The 17,294-nt window shown below is 44.6% G+C and carries 18 protein-coding genes; 7 read left to right on the top strand and 11 right to left on the bottom strand.

Annotated features, from left to right (window positions below; translation table 11 throughout):
* The first annotated feature begins 1 nt into the window (after position 1).
* The 6 genes from IQP38_RS12220 (at position 2) to IQP38_RS12195 (ending at position 5,573) form a co-directional block, all read left to right on the top strand.
* On the top strand, positions 2-403 hold the full coding sequence (locus IQP38_RS12220; RefSeq protein ID WP_193837610.1) for a hypothetical protein: 402 nt from the start codon (positions 2-4) through the stop codon (positions 401-403).
* Positions 400-1,290 (top strand): hypothetical protein, encoded by an 891-nt coding sequence (locus IQP38_RS12215; protein WP_193837609.1) that lies wholly within the window; start codon positions 400-402, stop codon positions 1,288-1,290. The genes IQP38_RS12220 and IQP38_RS12215 overlap by 4 nt, the downstream gene beginning before the upstream one ends.
* Positions 1,284-1,757 (top strand): hypothetical protein, encoded by a 474-nt coding sequence (locus IQP38_RS12210; protein ID WP_017635430.1) that lies wholly within the window; start codon positions 1,284-1,286, stop codon positions 1,755-1,757. Before IQP38_RS12215 ends, IQP38_RS12210 begins: the two co-directional genes overlap by 7 nt.
* The gene (locus IQP38_RS12205; protein WP_193837608.1) at positions 1,754-3,394 is read left to right on the top strand and encodes a hypothetical protein; all 1,641 of its coding nucleotides are present in this window, start codon (positions 1,754-1,756) and stop codon (positions 3,392-3,394) included. Before IQP38_RS12210 ends, IQP38_RS12205 begins: the two co-directional genes overlap by 4 nt.
* Positions 3,395-3,629: 235 nt before the next feature.
* Positions 3,630-4,163 (top strand): hypothetical protein, encoded by a 534-nt coding sequence (locus tag IQP38_RS12200; RefSeq protein ID WP_193837607.1) that lies wholly within the window; start codon positions 3,630-3,632, stop codon positions 4,161-4,163.
* A gap of 780 nt (positions 4,164-4,943) precedes the next feature.
* Entirely contained in the window at positions 4,944-5,573 is a 630-nt protein-coding gene (locus IQP38_RS12195; RefSeq protein WP_053304219.1) for a DsbA family protein, read from the top strand.
* 78 nt (positions 5,574-5,651) lie between these two features.
* On the opposite strand, the gene IQP38_RS12190 is transcribed toward IQP38_RS12195, so the two are convergent.
* Together IQP38_RS12190 and rnt are read right to left on the bottom strand one after the other, a co-directional pair.
* Positions 5,652-6,977 carry a Na+/H+ antiporter family protein gene (locus IQP38_RS12190; RefSeq protein WP_017821192.1) on the bottom strand — a complete coding sequence of 442 codons (1,326 nt, stop codon included), beginning with the start codon at positions 6,975-6,977 and terminating at the stop codon, positions 5,652-5,654.
* Positions 6,978-7,005: 28 nt separating this feature from the next.
* On the bottom strand, positions 7,006-7,650 hold the full coding sequence (rnt, locus tag IQP38_RS12185) for a ribonuclease T (protein WP_005384888.1): 645 nt from the start codon (positions 7,648-7,650) through the stop codon (positions 7,006-7,008).
* 341 nt (positions 7,651-7,991) lie between these two features.
* Here rnt and motY point away from each other — a divergent pair, with 341 nt between their 5' ends.
* The gene (gene motY, locus IQP38_RS12180; RefSeq protein WP_104975503.1) at positions 7,992-8,873 is read left to right on the top strand and encodes a flagellar protein MotY; all 882 of its coding nucleotides are present in this window, start codon (positions 7,992-7,994) and stop codon (positions 8,871-8,873) included.
* Positions 8,874-8,993: 120 nt separating this feature from the next.
* Here the strand turns inward: motY and IQP38_RS12175 are convergent, their stop codons facing one another.
* From IQP38_RS12175 to rsxA, 9 genes are all read right to left on the bottom strand, one after another.
* A complete protein-coding gene (locus IQP38_RS12175; protein ID WP_005384886.1) occupies positions 8,994-9,428 on the bottom strand; it encodes a DUF2753 domain-containing protein in 435 nt (144 codons plus the stop codon).
* Positions 9,429-9,578: 150 nt separating this feature from the next.
* The gene (gloA, locus tag IQP38_RS12170; RefSeq protein WP_005380739.1) at positions 9,579-9,995 is read right to left on the bottom strand and encodes a lactoylglutathione lyase; all 417 of its coding nucleotides are present in this window, start codon (positions 9,993-9,995) and stop codon (positions 9,579-9,581) included.
* Between the two features lie 32 nt (positions 9,996-10,027).
* Entirely contained in the window at positions 10,028-10,669 is a 642-nt protein-coding gene (nth, locus tag IQP38_RS12165) for an endonuclease III (RefSeq protein WP_005380743.1), read from the bottom strand.
* Positions 10,670-10,733: 64 nt separating this feature from the next.
* Entirely contained in the window at positions 10,734-11,426 is a 693-nt protein-coding gene (locus IQP38_RS12160) for an electron transport complex subunit E (RefSeq protein ID WP_005380745.1), read from the bottom strand.
* The gene (gene rsxG / locus IQP38_RS12155; protein ID WP_193837606.1) at positions 11,426-12,058 is read right to left on the bottom strand and encodes an electron transport complex subunit RsxG; all 633 of its coding nucleotides are present in this window, start codon (positions 12,056-12,058) and stop codon (positions 11,426-11,428) included. Before rsxG ends, IQP38_RS12160 begins: the two co-directional genes overlap by 1 nt.
* 7 nt (positions 12,059-12,065) lie before the next feature.
* Positions 12,066-13,112, bottom strand: a complete 1,047-nt coding sequence (gene rsxD / locus IQP38_RS12150; RefSeq protein ID WP_005390256.1) for an electron transport complex subunit RsxD — start codon at positions 13,110-13,112, stop codon at positions 12,066-12,068.
* Positions 13,112-15,862 (bottom strand): electron transport complex subunit RsxC, encoded by a 2,751-nt coding sequence (rsxC, locus tag IQP38_RS12145; protein WP_193837605.1) that lies wholly within the window; start codon positions 15,860-15,862, stop codon positions 13,112-13,114. The genes rsxD and rsxC overlap by 1 nt, the downstream gene beginning before the upstream one ends.
* 8 nt (positions 15,863-15,870) lie before the next feature.
* The gene (gene rsxB, locus IQP38_RS12140) at positions 15,871-16,467 is read right to left on the bottom strand and encodes an electron transport complex subunit RsxB (protein ID WP_005380760.1); all 597 of its coding nucleotides are present in this window, start codon (positions 16,465-16,467) and stop codon (positions 15,871-15,873) included.
* Positions 16,468-16,470: 3 nt separating this feature from the next.
* Entirely contained in the window at positions 16,471-17,049 is a 579-nt protein-coding gene (rsxA, locus tag IQP38_RS12135) for an electron transport complex subunit RsxA (RefSeq protein WP_005380762.1), read from the bottom strand.
* Positions 17,050-17,294: the final 245 nt, after the last annotated feature.

Raw genomic sequence — 17,294 nt, 5'->3', positions numbered from 1 at the left:
CATGGATAACGAGCAAATATATGGATTAGTGGGAACAGGGTGCTTTCAAGTTGTCGGAGGTACCCCTCCGCATGGATGGATAGAGATCCCTTCACCACCCGAAAAGTTGCCCGCTGTCTTACAATCAAATGGCATATGGACATATCCAGATGCAGTTTCTGGTCAAGAAGAGCCAGCCATTTTTGCTGAAGCAGAAAATCAGTGGGTGGCACATGAAATGGTTTATGTGGATAGACAAGTCACATTACATGAAGACTCCGACCCTCGTTCTACGCTAACTGCTTCAGTTTGGAGAAGTTACCGGAGAGCACTACGCGACTATGTAAAGGACGGTGTAGTAACGATGGCCATTCGACCACAACGCCCTACAGAGAAATCCATGACAATTGAAGGCCGCTTATGACTTGGCACTTATCCCAATTAAACTGGCCAAGTTACTCGCAGAATATTCAAACCAAGGCTGAGTCAGTGACAGACGCAGTCGGCGCCGTAATGAATGAAGCGATTAACCGGTTAACCAACCATACAAGTGACGCCAATTACGGGCGTCACTCTTTAAGTGAAGAGGCGAGCGCTTTGCTTAAGCTGCGTAGTGAACTTCAACCCTTACTTGTCTCAGGAACCGTACTTACAGTGTCGCCATATCAGTTTCAAGTGGGGACCCGTTTGGACTCGGGGTGTTACCTCAATCCTAGTACTGCAATTAAAACGTTATCTAATAAGCTGCGGGATTACGCTGATAGGTACCGACCAAATGGCCATCTTCACGGTATTGCGATAATGGTAACGGCCTCTCAATTGAACCAATTCTCTCGGCAGCTCATTGAGCTTACATCATTGTTTCCAATGCCTGAGTGGTGCCAAGTAGCTAGGCAAAGTCATGCTTTAAATACCAATGACGTTGATAAGTTCCATCAACCTGCAGCGATCGCTCTACCACGCTTTAAGCCGATGGCTTTACTCAACGCTAACCCATTACATGATGCTTTACATTGGCAAGGTGCCCAAGTAGCTACGCTAGAGTCATTAGCAGACGATGACCATGACGTAATTGACAAGTTGCAGTTACTAGCAGCGAAACGCAATAAAAAGATGGAAGAAATCAAGGCTCAGCTCAACGCCCTGAAGAACCTAAAAGGAAGTATCTATGCGTTATCCGTGGAGGGCAATGCGGAAAGTATAGCAACACGATTGAATCAAGCGGGTACGCCCAACAATCATCAATTTACATTAGCAAGCTTATTGCTTAGTTATGAACCTATGACGTTTTTTGAGGAGCTATTATGCTAGCTCTAGATGGTGTGCCAATTAACTTAGACTCGATGACGGTTGAAGTGTCCATGGAGTTTAAAGACCAGGACATGAGTGGGCAGTCTTCTGGTACCGATGTGGCAGAGCAAGGTGACAAAGGCAAAAAGCTTACCTTTAGTGGTCGTGTTCCATTCATTCGTATAGACACACTGACCCAACTTTATGCGTTTGCTTCGGACAAAGATGAGGCGAATGCTAGACGTATTTATCGAATCGGCAATGACATTGCGCTCGCACTTAAAATTCGCAATGTGAAGTTCACTGGGCGTATTCAAGCAAGAGAACATGAAACTCTACAGGCCTGGAATGTATCTTTTGAGCTTCGGGAGTACAACAGTGTCGCCGAGCAAAAAGAGCAGCGGATTAAAGCGCAAAGCAAGCCAGAGCAGCGAGAGAATACTCGCTTGAAACAGGCACTCATCACCGCAGAGGAGGCGACTCAATGAAGTTAGAGAAGCGCTTGTATATAAGCGGCGAAGAAGTCAAATTGGCAAGTAACATGGTGAGCTTAAAGCTTTCTTTGGGTAGTGCGGCCATCTTTGAAATTGAAGCTACACAACCCTTGAAATTATTCGAGCCGGTGCGTTTTGATATTGGATATGAAAACAAAACGTCGCCTTGGTTTGAGGGCTATGTTGATAAAATCCAATCTACAGTCAATGGCTACCAAAAAGTCACAGTAAAAGAACTGACAGGTATTTTGAGTAAACGTTGGTCTCTCAGTTTAGAGCATCCAAATGCCGAGCAAGTTATTGATGCGCTCTCTCACCTTACTGGTCTCGAGTTTAATCTACCTAATAAAGAATACATGAAGACCGCGATCCCAAACTTTGTTTGCCAGGGAACGGGTTATCAATGTTTAGATCAGGTCGCTAAGGCTTTTTCTATTCCTGACTGTGTGTGGTTTCAACATACTGACCAGGTGGTTTATTTTGGCTCCTATCAAGATAGCCATTTCAACGACAAACCAATGCCATTACCTGAAGAGTTTACGAGTCGCCAAAATGGTAACAGTGCCACCTTTGTTCCGTTTCCTATGCTTAGACCAGGTCGTGTTGTGAATGGTAAGCGAGTCAATCGGGTTGACTTAATACAGGATGATATGACGGCGTATTGGAAAGCTGAGCAGTCTGAAGTCATACCTAAAATGCGAGAAACACTACAGCATTTTCCTGAATTAACAGCAGGCTTTCACTTGCCAAAGTTCGGGCGAGTCGAAATGGTCAGAGACAGTGCGACGGCGGGTAAAGTATCTGACCCATTTCGGCCAAGACTCTCTGTTGATGTGCAAGTTCTAGATGAGAACTTGCAACCAGATAGTAACGTACCGGTTTATCGCTCGATTCCACTGCCGGTTAACATGAGCGGACATGAGTCCGGATTGTTAGCGTATCCATTAGAAGGAACATTGGTTGAAATTGCTTTCGCTTATGGTCGAAGCGATAGGCCCATCATACGTGGCGTTTATGGACGTGAATATGCGCTTCCCTCAATAGAGCCTGGTGAACAACTACAACAACAACGTGAAGAAGTGAGTTATCGAGTCGATGCCGCAGGAAATACAACACTACAGACTGACCAAACTCAAAATCAGAGAGCGTTTGGTAAGTTAGACCAATTTGAACGGTATAAAGGTGAGTTTGGCCAGCATCAGCTTTTTGTAAATGAGCACAGTACTGAAGAAGTGAATGGTAAGAAGCTTATTGAAGCGCTTGGCGCTATTAATTTGTTGTCAGGAGATGATCTGGTGTTAGGAAGCTTGGGTAACATGCAAACGGCTACCGCTGGCGAACTGATTGAGACCATCGGAAAATTTCGCCGAAGTATTGCCGCTGAGCACCAATGGCTTCAATCACCTAAGACTTGGATAGGCTCTAAGCAAGAGAATGTGTTGATTCTTTTATCGGAGCTAATGCAGGTGGTTAAAGAATTGGCCGACACTTTAGCAACGCATACACATAGCGGTGTAGCACCAGGACGAGCAAGCACCAAAACACCAGTCCAAGCGAATGATATTGTTGGCCATGGGGAGGCTAGTATGAAATTGAAGGGAAGACTCGAACCGATAACACAAACAAGCTAGTTGCCCAACGGGTGGGGGATAACTCACTTGGACTTTAATGTTGATAGCTTAAACAATGGTTATCCATATATTAATTAGGCTTATTACCTTCTTATGCCATGTTTTTGATAGACAAAATAACCATTTTGTAGGGAGATTCGCTGGAATACTCCATTAAGAATAATAACTGTTTGAAATTATTGTTATTCTCTTTCCTATTTTTGTATTTAAAGAACCATTAAGTAGGGGAAAGGGGATGACAATCAGTACTCTAGTAGCTGCAGCATTTGTAGTGGTGGGTTTGTATCTCGCTTTTAAAAAAAGCACTCAAAATAAGAAGATCTATAAAATGTTTGAGGACTGGAATTGGTGGGTAGAAATTGTCAACGAAGACCACAAACCTTGGCTCTCTGGTAAGGTGGTTAGAAAATCGAAAAATTACCAGTTTGCTATCGTTGGTTGCTTGAAGAGAGATAGTTTAGATACGGAGTTATTGAATAATCTAGAAACTAAGTTTGGGGCATTGCCGGACTTTGTACCTTGCCAGTGTCTCATTCTAGACGCTTCAACGCTTGTGCTTGGGGGAGTCGAAGATGATAAAAAAGTTGCTGAGCTTTACCACTGTATCCCAACTAAACAATCAAGTTGCGTGAAGCTAGTTATTCAAGATTCAACCATTGTTCTTCCCGAAGACGATGAAGATCTGAACCAATTTGAGCTGCTATGGAGCTGCTCTGAAATGCAGTCCGTAGGACAAGGTGATGATGAAAGCAAGTTTAAGGCATATTAGCACACATAAAGAACTTGATTTTCACACAATCAACGCAGCCATACGGCTGCGTTTTTTTATGTTGGCCTCAAACTAAAGCTACAAGTCATATGGCGATGAACGGTTATGAACTCACGGGACACACTGAGCGGATGACAAAATCCGCACTCTCCTCACCCGCCTGCGAGGTTTTTCGATCAGTTTTTTTTCAGTTTTTGTGTACTGAAATTTAGTGGGGAGAGTTCCTAGAGTGTCTCATGGGAAACCATATATATAGCGGGGCTTGCGAGAGTATAGAGCTACTTAGAGCCTAGACTGAGAATGTTTTGAAAATTTCAAAGATTGAAAATATTTTCAGTAAATTCCAATTTTAATGATCTGGAAAGATCAAGGTGACTTTTGTAAGTGCATGAAAAATAAGTGTTGTTCAGAATTTTGTGAGAAATGTAGATGATCAGGTGAGCGAAGATAAGATCTGATTAAGAGGGCGTAGAGCCTTACTCTATAAGGCTTTAGAGCGAATTATTAAGATAAAGCAGTTTTTCAATTTATGAGACGGTATAATTAAACTCAGATGTCAAAATCACTGTGCAGTTAACGGGACAAAACCGCTGTTTACGTGTTGATGAAGAAGAGGGGAACGAGTGAGTGCTGGACCTATATTGTTATCAGGGTTACAAGCAAAACTCGTTAACTCTTAAGCAGAAACCAAGCAATAAGATTTAAATGTGTCGCCACTTTATCGCCATTTATTATTCTTGTTTCATTTAACTAATTGATTTTATAGGTTAAAAAATTAAAGTGGATATAAAGCTTTACTACGTGCATGACCCAATGTGCAGTTGGTGTTGGGGTTACAAACCAACGCTGGATAAACTAAAACAGCAACTGCCAGGTGTGATTCAGTTTGAGTATGTGGTTGGTGGTCTTGCGCCAGATACTAATTTACCGATGCCGCCCGAGATGCAACAAAAACTCGAAGGTATTTGGAAGCAGATTGAGCGCCAGTTAGGCACTAAGTTTAACTACGATTTCTGGAAGCTTTGTACGCCAGTTAGAAGCACTTACCAATCTTGTCGTGCGGTTATTGCAGCGGGCTTTCAAGATTCTTATGAGCAGATGCTAGAAGCGATTCAGCATGCGTATTACTTACGTGCGATGCCTCCTCATGAAGAAGCCACTCACTTGCAACTAGCGAGAGAAATTGGCTTGAATGTTCAGCAATTCAAGAATGATATGGACGGCTCTTTCTTAGAGGGTGTGTTCGAAGATCAATTGAGCCTTGCAAAGAGCCTAGGTGTGAACTCTTACCCTAGCTTGGTTCTTAAAATTAACGACGCTTATTTTCCGATTGCCATCGATTACCTGTCGACAGAACCAACCTTGAAGCTGATTCGTGAGCGTATTATTGACAATATGCCAGCGCAATAACCTCAGTTATGAATAACAAAAAGCCGCTCATTGAGCGGCTTTTTCGTAACTAAATGTATATCCATCCAAACAATAGTATTAAAGCACCATTGCTGCAATCCAACCAAAGATGATTAGAGGGATATTGTAATGGATAAAGGTTGGAACGACTGTTTCCCAAATGTGCTCATGTTGACCGTCGGCATTTAGACCAGATGTAGGGCCTAATGTAGAGTCAGAAGCTGGAGAGCCTGCATCACCTAACGCAGCTGCAGTACCTACCAGTGCAATCGTTGCCATCGGCGAGAAGCCGAATGCTAGCGCAAGAGGAACATAGATAGTTGCAAGGATTGGAATCGTAGAGAACGATGAACCAATGCCCATTGTTACTAATAGACCAACGATCAGCATCAGTAGTGCAGCTAGAGGCTTATTGTCACCGATGCTGGTTGATAGCGATTGTACTAGTGTTTCAACACCGCCAGTTTGCTTCATTACTGCTGCAAAACCTGCCGCTGCAATCATGATGAAGCCAATCATTGCCATCATGTGTACACCTTTAGTGAACACGTCGTGCGTCTCTTTCCATGCGATAACGCCGCCGAAAGTGAACACCATAAAGCCAGCTAGAGCACCGATAATCATTGAACCCGTGTAAAGCTGAACACCCAAAGCAGCGACAATACCAAGTGCCGCAACTAAGATGTGCTTTTTATTGATGACGTGATCGGTTTCGTCAACGACAGTCAACTCAGTTTCTTTGTAGACACGCGGTTTACGATAGCTCACAAAGATAGCCAGTAATAGACCAAACAGCATTCCTGCACCTGGCAGTAACATGGCGGTTGGGACTTGGCTTGCAACCACGTTTTCCAAACCGTTGTCATGTAGGTTCTTTAATAGAATGTTGTTTAAGAAAATACCGCCGAAACCAACAGGTAAGATCATGTAAGGTGTGATCAAACCGAAGGTAAGAACACACGCGACCAAACGTCGGTCGAGTTTAAGTTTCGCAAATACGCCCAAAAGAGGTGGAATCAAAATTGGAATAAAGGCGATATGGACCGGAATTACGTTCTGAGATGACATAGTGACAAGAACGAGCGCGACTAACACCGCGTACTTTAACCCGGTAGTTGACGCCGAGTTTTCTTTACCATTTAAGCGCTTGATAACACTTTTGGCCAGTAGATCCGTGATGCCTGATTTTGAGATGGCAACAGCGAAAGTACCTAACATGGCGTAGCTTAGCGCGATAGTTGCACCGCCACCTAGACCACTTTCAAATGCGGCAACCGTATCCCCAAGGCTCATGCCTGCGACTAGGCCGCCTACGATGGCACTAAACGTGAGGGCAACCACCACGTTTACGCGCATCAATGCTAACACGAGCATGACGCACACTGATATAACGACAGGATTCATACTTTTCCTAATATGTTGTGTTTACTTATTATTCTTCGTCGACAAGCGGCCAACCGCCGAGGGCCTTCCATTTGTTGACAATACCGCAGAATAATTCTGCTGTTTTTTGTGTATCGTAAAGCGCAGAGTGTGCTTCACGGTTATCAAATTCCATCCCGGCTGTTTTGCATGCTTTAGCGAGAACTGTTTGGCCATAAGCAAGGCCACTTAATGTAGCCGTATCAAAAGTAGCAAAGGGATGAAAAGGGACTCTTTTTAGTTTACAGCGTTCATTTGCCGCATTTACAAAACCCAAGTCGAATGCTGCGTTATGAGCAACCATAATTGCACGTGAGCAATCTGCGGCTTTTTGTTCTTTGCGAATAAGCTTATAAATTTCCTTTAGCGCCTCTTGCTCAGAAACAGCACCTCGAAGAGGGCTGAAAGGGTCACGAATACCATTGAATTCAAGCGCTTCTTTTTCTAAGTTAGCGCCTTCAAATGGTTCCACATGAAAATGAATGGTGGAGGCCGGATGCAACACGCCATGTTCGTCCATTTTCAACGTAACGGCACAGATTTCTAAAAGTGCATCAGTTTGAGCATTGAAACCAGCGGTCTCAACGTCTACTACCACAGGGAAATAACCACGAAAGCGTTTTTTCAAGGTTAGAGCTTCATTTTCTAGTGTCATGTTGGCTTATTTTTGTGTGACGAAGGCTGCATTATTGCAGATTATACCGATGAGAAAAACCGCAATTTAAGAGAAAACCGGAATTCTATTTTGCATCCAATCAATAAGTTTGTATTGCATATTATGTAGACGTTTATTCGCCATACTTTGCATCATGTAAACCGATAAAACATGAGGAAGTAAAACGCTAAGTGGCGGTTAAGGTGATTGGAACACGGTGGCTCACATTAATGGCAGTGTGACAGATAACCCTATATTGGCGAGATTTTTGCATGCCGGTTGAAGTAATTTTATTGATGCAAATTGACGGCAACAGACTGCCGTTTAAGAGACAGTATTAGATGAAGAAATGGCTGATTACCAGTGGTGTTGTATTTTCGTTGTTTAGCACAAGCAGCTTCGCTTTGATGGGCAAACGTTATGCTGCAACTCCACAGCAATCTCAATGGGAAATGGTGGTCAATACACCACTAGAATGTCAGCTTGTACACCCCATTCCAAGCTTTGGAGATGCGGTATTTTCATCTCGTGCAAATAAAAAAATCAATTTAGACTTTGAGTTAAAAATGCGTCGTCCGATGGGAGAAACACGTAACGTCAGTCTCATTTCTATGCCGCCACCTTGGCGACCAGGTGAACACGCCGATCGAATTACAAACCTAAAGTTTTTTAAACAGTTTGATGGTTATGTCGGAGGGCAAACAGCATGGGGTATGTTGTCTGAGCTGGAAAAAGGCCGTTATCCGACTTTTAGTTACCAAGATTGGCAGAGCCGAGATCAGAGAATTGAAGTCGCATTGTCATCAGTACTGTTTCAAAACAAGTACAACGCGTTTAGCGACTGTATTTCCAACTTATTGAAATACAGTTTCGAGGACATTGCTTTTACGATTTTGCACTACGAAAGACAAGGTGATCAGTTAACCAAGGCTTCTAAAAAGCGTTTATCACAAATTGCAGATTATATCCGACATAATCAAGATATCGATCTCGTGCTGGTGGCGACGTACACAGATTCAACCGATGGTAAAAGTGCGAGTCAAAGTTTATCAGAGCGACGTGCAGAGTCACTTCGTGATTACTTTCAGTCTCTAGGGCTACCGGAAGATCGAATTCAAGTGCAAGGGTACGGCAAGCGTCGTCCTATTGCAGATAACGGTTCGCCAATAGGAAAAGACAAAAACCGCCGAGTCGTGATATCTCTAGGGCGAACCCAAGTGTGATGCATATAAAAACGCCGAAGCTGAAAGCTTCGGCGTTTTTGATTTACTGACGTTGTTAATAATATTTTAGTGGTATTTTGCCAAGCACCTTTCGGTGATTCTTGCTGTATAATTTGAATGTTAGTTTAAGCGGAATTTGGCAATGACTTCGCAATTGGTTGCGGTATCTATTTTTTCAACCTGTTTGGCAATAGCCGGATTAGGGTGACGCTTCATAAAGTCTATCAACGCCTTAGTACAGCATCCTATCGAGTCGATAAAGCTTGCACACTCTTTATTTGGGCATTGTGGGATAAGTGTTAAGACTTTCTCAGAGGCCAGTTGAAGGTATTTGAGTTCATAGTCAGTATCTCCAGCCCAACGCCAGAACTGAGCTAAGTTATGACAAGAAATCACAGAAATTAATAATCGCTCGTCCGCCTCAATTTCCACACATTCGCTGATATCTTCACTCAGGCTTAGGGCTTGCTGGTAATGAAGAATGCTGCGAACAGGGTCATCTAGTTGAAGTGCCGTATCGGCTAGAAGTGTGTGTTTTTCCCATTCACTGATCATTATCGTAATCCCGCATATCGAAGTTGCGGATAAATCTAAACGATAACTATTATCAAGTAAAGAGTTTTGTTTATAAAAGGACAGGCAGATCGCAGACCTGCCTGTAATCGGAGTTCAACTTGCAGTACAAGTGATTATTAGAAGTGCCGCTTAGCCTTCAAGACCTGCTGAAGCTTGCTTGTTTTGAATAAGCTCAATCATATAACCATCTGGGTCTTTTACGAATGCAATGTGCGTGCTTCCGCCTTTTACTGGACCTGGCTCACGAGTCACATTACCGCCCGCCGCTTTGATAGCGTCGCAAGTTGTGTAGATATCATCAACACCAATGGCGATATGACCAAAAGCAGTACCTAGGTCATACTCAGTTTTACCCCAGTTGTAAGTCAGTTCGATCACTGCACCTTGGGATTCGTCACCATAACCAAGAAACGCTAGCGTGTATTCGTACTCTTTATTTTCGTTAGTACGAAGCAGCTGCATGCCCATAACTTCAGTGTAAAACTTGATGGATTTGTCTAGATCACCTACGCGAAGCATAGTGTGGAGAATTCGACCGTTTGACATTTTTTGCTCCTAGCTTTGATTTACAAATAGCGTTAGCTATCTGGGTATACTTTCTCTTTATATTCGCACAAATCTTCGATAATACAGCTACCGCAGCGAGGCTTTCTTGCTACGCACGTATAACGACCATGAAGAATGAGCCAGTGGTGCACATCGAGTTTGAACTCTTTTGGCACAACTTTTAATAGCTTTTGCTCGACATCATCAACCGTTTTGCCCATTGCAAACTTAGTACGATTCGACACGCGATAAATGTGCGTATCGACGGCAATGGTTGGCCAACCAAAAGCGGTGTTGAGCACGACGTTTGCGGTCTTGCGACCTACGCCTGGTAGCGCTTCTAACGCTGCACGATCTTCAGGAACTTCACCATTGTGTTTTTCCAACAAGATCTTACAAGTCTTGATTGTGTTTTCTGCCTTTGAGTTAAACAAACCGATGGTCTTTATGTATTCTTTTAAGCCATCGACTCCCAAATCAAGAATGCTTTGAGGTGTATTCGCTACAGGGAAAAGCTTGTCGGTGGCTTTATTGACGCTTACATCGGTTGCTTGAGCTGATAGTAATACAGCGATTAGCAGCTCAAAAGGGGAGCTCCAGTTAAGCTCAGTTTGAGGATTCGGATTGTTTTCTCGTAATCGCTCAAGAATTTCGATTCTTTTTATTTTGTTCATTGCTGACTTCCAATACCGTCTCTGCGGTTTATGAAAAAGGCTCCTATGACAGAGCCTTATCTTGTTATGCGTTAGTGACGCGAGCACGTTCTATGGTTGGTTTTTCTTCTTTTGGTTGACGTGCCTGAATTGAATTATCTATGACATTTTTGAGCGCTATCAACAGCCCAACACCGATAAATGCACCAGGTGGGAGAAGCGCTAACAGGAAGCTATTGTCAAATTGGAAAACTTGAATCCGTAGAGCTGAAGCCCAGTCTCCTAGGAGAAGGTCTGCTCCGTCGAATAGTGTGCCATTACCAATTAATTCGCGCATGGCACCTAAAACAACCAAGACGCTCGTCATACCAAGGCCCATCCACAAACCATCTAGCGCAGCGGGTGCAACATCATTTTTTGACGCGTAAGCTTCTGCTCGGCCAATAATAATACAGTTCGTTACAATCAGAGGAATAAAGATACCTAGAGACAGGTACAAACCGTACGCATAGGCATTCATTAACAACTGAACGCAGGTAACGAGTGAGGCAATGATCATCACGAATACAGGTATACGGATCTCTTTTGGCACATAGTTACGAATAAGAGAAACCGTGACGTTGGATCCAACTAGCACGAGTAAGGTTGCAATACCAAGACCTAATGCATTGGTTATCGTGGAAGAAACCGCTAGCAGTGGACATAAGCCCAGCAGTTGTACGAGAGCGGGGTTATTACTCCACATACCGTTTTTCATCAGTAATTTATTCTCATTCATTACTGCTCTCCTTCACAGCCTAACGGCTGGCTAAGAATGTCTTCACGAGATTGGTTTACGTAGTTAACGGTATTTCGCACGACTTTTACGACGGCTCTTGGCGTGATCGTTGCACCAGTAAATTGATCGAAATCTCCGCCATCTTTACGAACTTTCCACGAATTCCAATTGTTTTCCGTGACTTGTTTTCCTGTAAAGCTCAGGATCCAGTCTGTGACACGAAGATCGATTTTATCGCCCAGACCAGGGGTTTCTTGGTGGTTTAGGACGCGTGTCCCCAAAATATTGCCCTGATTATCAATCCCAGTAATTACTTTTATCTCACCATTGTAGCCATCTGGCGCGATAGATTCTATTGCGATTGCTGTTGGTTCACCATTCTTCGTGGCGAGGTAGGCTGGCATCGCACGTAATGTCCCCAGATCTGGAGACGTGACCATTGTACAAGCTTGCGCGAGTGCGTTGTCATGCATGTTTTCTGGAATGACTTGATTCAAAACAGAAAGTAATTGTTTTTGCTCTTGTACCTTGATTTGGTCTTTTGTTAGGTACTGAGTAAGGGCGACTAATCCGGTTGTTGCACATGCAAATATCGCGAGTGTCAGACCATTTTTTCTAATAGCGGTTAACATGTTTACCTCAGTGACCGTAAGTTCTAGGTTTGGTGTAGTAATCGATCAGTGGCACACACATATTTGCAAGCAACACTGCAAATGCAACACCATCTGGGAAACCGCCCCAACTGCGAATGATAAAAACCAAAGCACCAATAAGCGCACCGAAGATTAAACGTCCTTTGACGGTGGTAGACGCCGAAACGGGATCGGTTGCAATAAAGAATGCGCCAAGCATGGTTGCACCAGATAACAAGTGTAAAACTGGCGACGCAGTTTCCCCTGGCGTCAGCAACGTGAACACTAGGCTAAACAGAGTCAGACTCGCAAGGAAACCTGCTGGAATATACCATTGGATGATACGCTTTTTGATCATGACTATCCCGCCAAGAAGGTAAGCAAGGTTTACCCATTGCCAACCAATACCACCTAAGCCATCAAATATTGGCTGCGACATTACTTCGCTTGGAGTGGCACCTGTAAGAATGCCAGTCTTAAATGCATCAAGTGGTGTCGCCATTGTCACACCGTCAACACCTGAGCGAACTTGCTGAAGTGATAAGCCGTCGTAATCATAGCCCGTAAAAATTAAAGAGAGTGTATCTGCAAAATTTACATGATCAGGTATGAGTGATGTCGGTGCACTCCAACTCGTCATTTGTACTGGGAAAGAGATCAACAAGACCACATAAGCGACCATTGCAGGGTTGAATAAGTTTTGTCCAAGGCCACCATAGAGGTGTTTAGCGATTACTATCGCAAAAATAAGCCCGATCACCATAATCCACCACGGAGACCATGGTGGTATAGCAACGGCTAATAACCAAGCGGTAACTATTGCACTGTTATCACGTAGCGCTCTCATTGGTGAGCGTTTACGACAGATCATGACTAAGGCTTCAAGGGATACAGCGACTGCAATGGCAAAAATCAGCTGAATAAGCGTACCCCAACCAAAGAAGTAGGTTTGAGCTACTAAACCTGGAAGTGCGCAAAGTGCCACCCATTTCATTAAGTCTGGCGTACTACGACGACTGTGGGTATGCGGTGAACTGGCAATAAAAAACGACACTACTCGTTCTCCTCAGTATTATTTTTATTAGCTTCTTGTTGCGCTTTGCGTGCCTTCGCGCGCGCAATTGCTGCGGCAACCGCGGCTTTCTTCGGATCCACTTCTGGTTCTTCGGAGGTTGCTTCTTCAACAGGCTCTGTTTGCGTTTCTTGCTTAGCTTTACGCGTTTTGGCACGTGCAATGGCAGCTGCCACGGCGGCTTTTTTCGGATCTTCGGTTTGCTCGGCAGGTGCTTCAGCTTCTTCCGCTTCAGTTGAGTCTGCTTGTTTCGCTTTACGAGCCTTCGCGCGCGCAATTGCTGCGGCAACCGCGGCTTTTTTCGGATCCACTTCTGGTTCTTCAGAAGTTGCGTCTTCAACAGGCTCAGTTTGCGTTTCTTGCTTCGCTTTACGTGCTTTGGCACGTGCAATGGCAGCTGCCACGGCGGCTTTCTTCGGATCTTCGGTTTGCTCGGCAGGTGCGTCAGCTTCTTCCGCTTCAGTTGAGTCTGCTTGTTTCGCTTTACGCGCTTTGGCACGTGCAATGGCAGCAGCCACTGCGGCTTTCTTCGGATCGTCGGTTTGCTCAGCAGGTGCTTTAGCTTCTTCCGCTTCGGTTGAGTCTGCTTGCTTCGCTTTGCGCGCTTTGGCTCGAGCAATTGCAGCGGCAACTGCGGCTTTTTTCGGATCGTCGGTTTGCTCGGCAGGTGCTTCAGCTTCTTCCGCTTCAATTGAGTCTGCTTGCTTCGCTTTACGTGCTTTGGCACGTGCAATCGCAGCAGCCACGGCGGCTTTTTTCGGATCGTCGGTTTGCTCAGCAGGTGCTTCAGCTTCTTCCGCTTCAGTTGAGTCTGCTTGCTTCGCTTTGCGTGCTTTGGCACGTGCAATGGCAGCAGCAACCGCGGCTTTCTTCGGATCGCCGTCTTGCTGTGCAGACGTTTCCGATTCTACGGATTCAGTTGAATCTTCTTGTTGTGCTTTTTTCGCTTTAGCTCGGGCGATGGCGGCCGAAACTGCCGATTTTTTATCATCAGCGTTATTGTCTGGCGTTTCGCCTTGCTCTTTTTGTGCTTTACGTTCGCGGGCTAGACGTTTGCGTTCTTCGCGCAGTTTTGCCATTTCTGAGTTATCAGGTTCACTAGAGCCTGCTTTAGCGGCTGCGGCCTGTTTTGCCTTCGCTTTGGCAATGGCTGCCGCTACGGCAGGTTTAACGGCTGGCTCTGCTTTTTCTGTTGTTTCTGTCTTTTGAGCTTTCACTCGTGCGATCGCTGCTGCAATCGCATCATCACCACCAGAAGATTTCATGTCTTTACGGCGCTGATCGGCTGCTTTCTTAAAGCGATTTTCACGTTCTGCTTTTTCGCGTTCCATACGCGCTTTCTTCTCTTCAAAACGCAGCTTCGCTCGCTCAGCAGCTTCCGCTTCTTGTGTTCTGGTGCGAATTTCCGCTTTTGCTTGGCGGTAATACTGTACGAGCGGAATTTCACTTGGACATACAAACGCACAAGCGCCGCACTCGATACAATCCTTTAAGTTTAATTCTTCGAGTTTGTCATACTCTTCAGCTTTTGCATGCCATTGCAGTTGTTGAGGCAGCAGCGAAGCAGGGCACGCTTCTGCACATTGGCTACAGCGAATACATTCCATCTCATACTGGTGCGGAGAGATCTCACGACGAGTCGGAGCAAGGATACAGTTTGCTGTCTTGGTAATCGGCACTTGGGAGTGAGGAAGGGTAAAGCCCATCATTGGCCCACCCATAATTAAACGCTGTAACTTCTTATCTGCTTTATAGCCAAACTCATCCAACAGTGCTTGTACTGGTGTCCCTAACAATGCCCAAACGTTGCGTGGTTGTTTGAAGGTTTTACCAGTGAGAGTCACGATGCGCTTTATCATCGGTTCACCGTCGATGACTGCGCGTTTTATAGCGTAAAGAGAACCAACATTCTGAACCAAAATACCAATATCGGCTGGAATCGCGCCACTTGGTACTTCTTTATTGGTTAAAATTTTGATCAGCTGTTTTTCACCGCCAGAAGGGTATTTAGTCGGGATAACGCGAATAACGATATCTTTGTTTATAGCCGCAGCTTCTAGCGCTTTGATTGCTTCTGGCTTGTTGTCTTCAATGCCAATAATCGTGAGCTTTGGTGTCAGGATATGTTCGACAATTTCGATACCTTGAATAAGCTCTTCGGCATATTCTTGCATGAGCTTGTCATCAGACGTGATGTATGGCTCGCACTCTGCTGCATTAACGATAAGAATCTCGGTACGAGCAAAACCTGATTGGATTTTTTTTGCAGTAGGGAAGCCTGCGCCACCCATACCAGAAATACCAGCGAGACGAATAATATCAATCAGTGCGTCAGGGGTTTCTTGTTGGTAATCTGCGACGGGATTTCTTTCACACCATGCATCTTTCCCATCAGGCGTGATGACTGCGCACAACTCACTTAACCCAGAAGGGTGCGCGACAGTTCGTGGCTCAATCGCGGTGAGCGTACCTGATGTTGGAGCATGCACTGGAACCGTAAAGCCGGTCTCCGATTGCGTTAATGGCTGACCTTTTAATACGTAGTCACCTTCGGCAACCAGTAGGTTACCCGCTTTACCAATGTGCTGTTTTAGCGGCAATACAATTTCTGACGGGATAGCCGCATGAGCGAGTTCAGTTTTGTTGGACTGCTTTTTATTTTCTGCCGGATGCACACCACCTGGGAAATCCCAAAGCGCGCCTGTACGAATTTGTTCAATCAAAGACAACATGTGAAACCTTACTTAATTGAATCTTTCACGTTCGCTGCATTGTCGGCAGCATCCGTAATGTTAAGTACTGGAATGGAGTGAAGTTGCCACTTCCAGCTTTCTGTGGTCGTTGCCACAGGAATCATTTCAATACAATCAGTCGGACATGGGGCAACACACAAGTCACAGCCCGTACATTCGTCTTTGATTACGGTATGGACCGCCTTTGTTCCGCCTACAATTGCATCCACCGGACACGCCTGAATACACTTAGTGCAGCCAATACACATGTCTTCATGAATAAACGCAACGGTTGGAATTTTGCTGTCGAGATCGTGCGCAGATTCTTCTGGCTCAACACCCATTAAGTCGGCGAGCTTTTCGATTGTTGCCTGGCCTCCAGGGGGACATTTGTTGATGTGGTCGCCATTTGCAATTGCTTCAGCATAAGGACGGCAACCAGGGTAGCCACATTGACCGCATTGAGTTTGCGGTAAAATGGCGTCGATTTGATCCACAATAGGGTCCGCTTCAACTTTAAAGCGAATAGAAGCAAAACCAAGTATCGCGCCGAAAATCGCAGCCAGAACCGCTAACGCGATAATCGCAATTAAAATCGTACTCATCGCTTACTTCACCAAACCTGTAAAGCCCATAAAGGCGAGTGACATTAAACCTGCTGTAATCATTGCTATTGATGCACCTTTAAAAGGTACAGGAACGTCGGCGGCGGCTATGCGCTCTCGCATGGATGCAAAAAGTATCAACACCAATGAGAAACCAACAGCGGCGCCGAAGCCGTAGATGATCGATTCAATAAAGTTATGGTTTTCATTAATGTTAAGAAGTGCCACGCCCAATACTGCGCAGTTTGTTGTGATCAGCGGTAAGAAAATGCCAAGCAAGCGATAAAGCGTCGGGCTGGTTTTGTGCACAACCATTTCGGTGAACTGCACCACAACGGCTATCACCAAAATAAAACTCATGGTTCGAAGGTACTCAATACCTAGTGGACGAAGGATGTAGCTTTCCACTAAATACGCACACACTGACGCGAGCGTTAGCACAAAAGTTGTCGCTAAGCCCATACCTATTGCTGTTTCCAGTTTTTTGGACACACCCATGAAAGGACATAGGCCCAAAAACTTCACCAGTACAAAGTTGTTCACCAGCACAGTGCCGACCAACAACAAAACATATTCGGTCATAGTTATTACGTTCTTAAAATCCGATCTTGATATTATCGTGTTTTGTGACACCAATAACAACCAGTGAACGATGTGGTTTTACATACACGATGGAAAAATAGTCGTCTATTTGATCTATTTTGATGAATCAATAAGAAATTGAATCGTTTGCTGAATGTATTGTTAGCGAGAGGATACTACCTATTAATTTTCATCTAATGTGTGATTTTAAAAAAAGCCCGCCTCTCCCAGGTAGAAAAGAGAGG

The sequence above is a fragment of the Vibrio sp. OPT41 genome (assembly GCF_015163595.1).
GTDB lineage: Bacteria > Pseudomonadota > Gammaproteobacteria > Enterobacterales > Vibrionaceae > Vibrio > Vibrio alginolyticus.
Note: the sequence above shows the minus strand (reverse complement) of the source record. Positions and strands in the feature narration are given on the sequence as shown.

Coding starts and splice junctions, on each gene's coding strand:
- motY (WP_104975503.1), top strand. CDS start 7,992: ATGAAGAAATGGCTGATTACCAGTGGTGTTGTATTTTCGTTGTTTAGC.
- rsxB (WP_005380760.1), bottom strand. CDS start 16,467: ATGAGTACGATTTTAATTGCGATTATCGCGTTAGCGGTTCTGGCTGCG.
- rsxA (WP_005380762.1), bottom strand. CDS start 17,049: ATGACCGAATATGTTTTGTTGTTGGTCGGCACTGTGCTGGTGAACAAC.
- rnt (WP_005384888.1), bottom strand. CDS start 7,650: ATGACACTAGAAAATGAAGCTCTAACCTTGAAAAAACGCTTTCGTGGT.
- IQP38_RS12210 (WP_017635430.1), top strand. CDS start 1,284: ATGCTAGCTCTAGATGGTGTGCCAATTAACTTAGACTCGATGACGGTT.
- IQP38_RS12205 (WP_193837608.1), top strand. CDS start 1,754: ATGAAGTTAGAGAAGCGCTTGTATATAAGCGGCGAAGAAGTCAAATTG.
- IQP38_RS12215 (WP_193837609.1), top strand. CDS start 400: ATGACTTGGCACTTATCCCAATTAAACTGGCCAAGTTACTCGCAGAAT.
- gloA (WP_005380739.1), bottom strand. CDS start 9,995: ATGTCAAACGGTCGAATTCTCCACACTATGCTTCGCGTAGGTGATCTA.
- rsxG (WP_193837606.1), bottom strand. CDS start 12,058: ATGTTAACCGCTATTAGAAAAAATGGTCTGACACTCGCGATATTTGCA.
- IQP38_RS12190 (WP_017821192.1), bottom strand. CDS start 6,977: ATGAATCCTGTCGTTATATCAGTGTGCGTCATGCTCGTGTTAGCATTG.
- IQP38_RS12220 (WP_193837610.1), top strand. CDS start 2: ATGGATAACGAGCAAATATATGGATTAGTGGGAACAGGGTGCTTTCAA.
- IQP38_RS12200 (WP_193837607.1), top strand. CDS start 3,630: ATGACAATCAGTACTCTAGTAGCTGCAGCATTTGTAGTGGTGGGTTTG.
- IQP38_RS12160 (WP_005380745.1), bottom strand. CDS start 11,426: ATGAATGAGAATAAATTACTGATGAAAAACGGTATGTGGAGTAATAAC.
- IQP38_RS12175 (WP_005384886.1), bottom strand. CDS start 9,428: ATGATCAGTGAATGGGAAAAACACACACTTCTAGCCGATACGGCACTT.
- nth (WP_005380743.1), bottom strand. CDS start 10,669: ATGAACAAAATAAAAAGAATCGAAATTCTTGAGCGATTACGAGAAAAC.
- rsxC (WP_193837605.1), bottom strand. CDS start 15,862: ATGTTGTCTTTGATTGAACAAATTCGTACAGGCGCGCTTTGGGATTTC.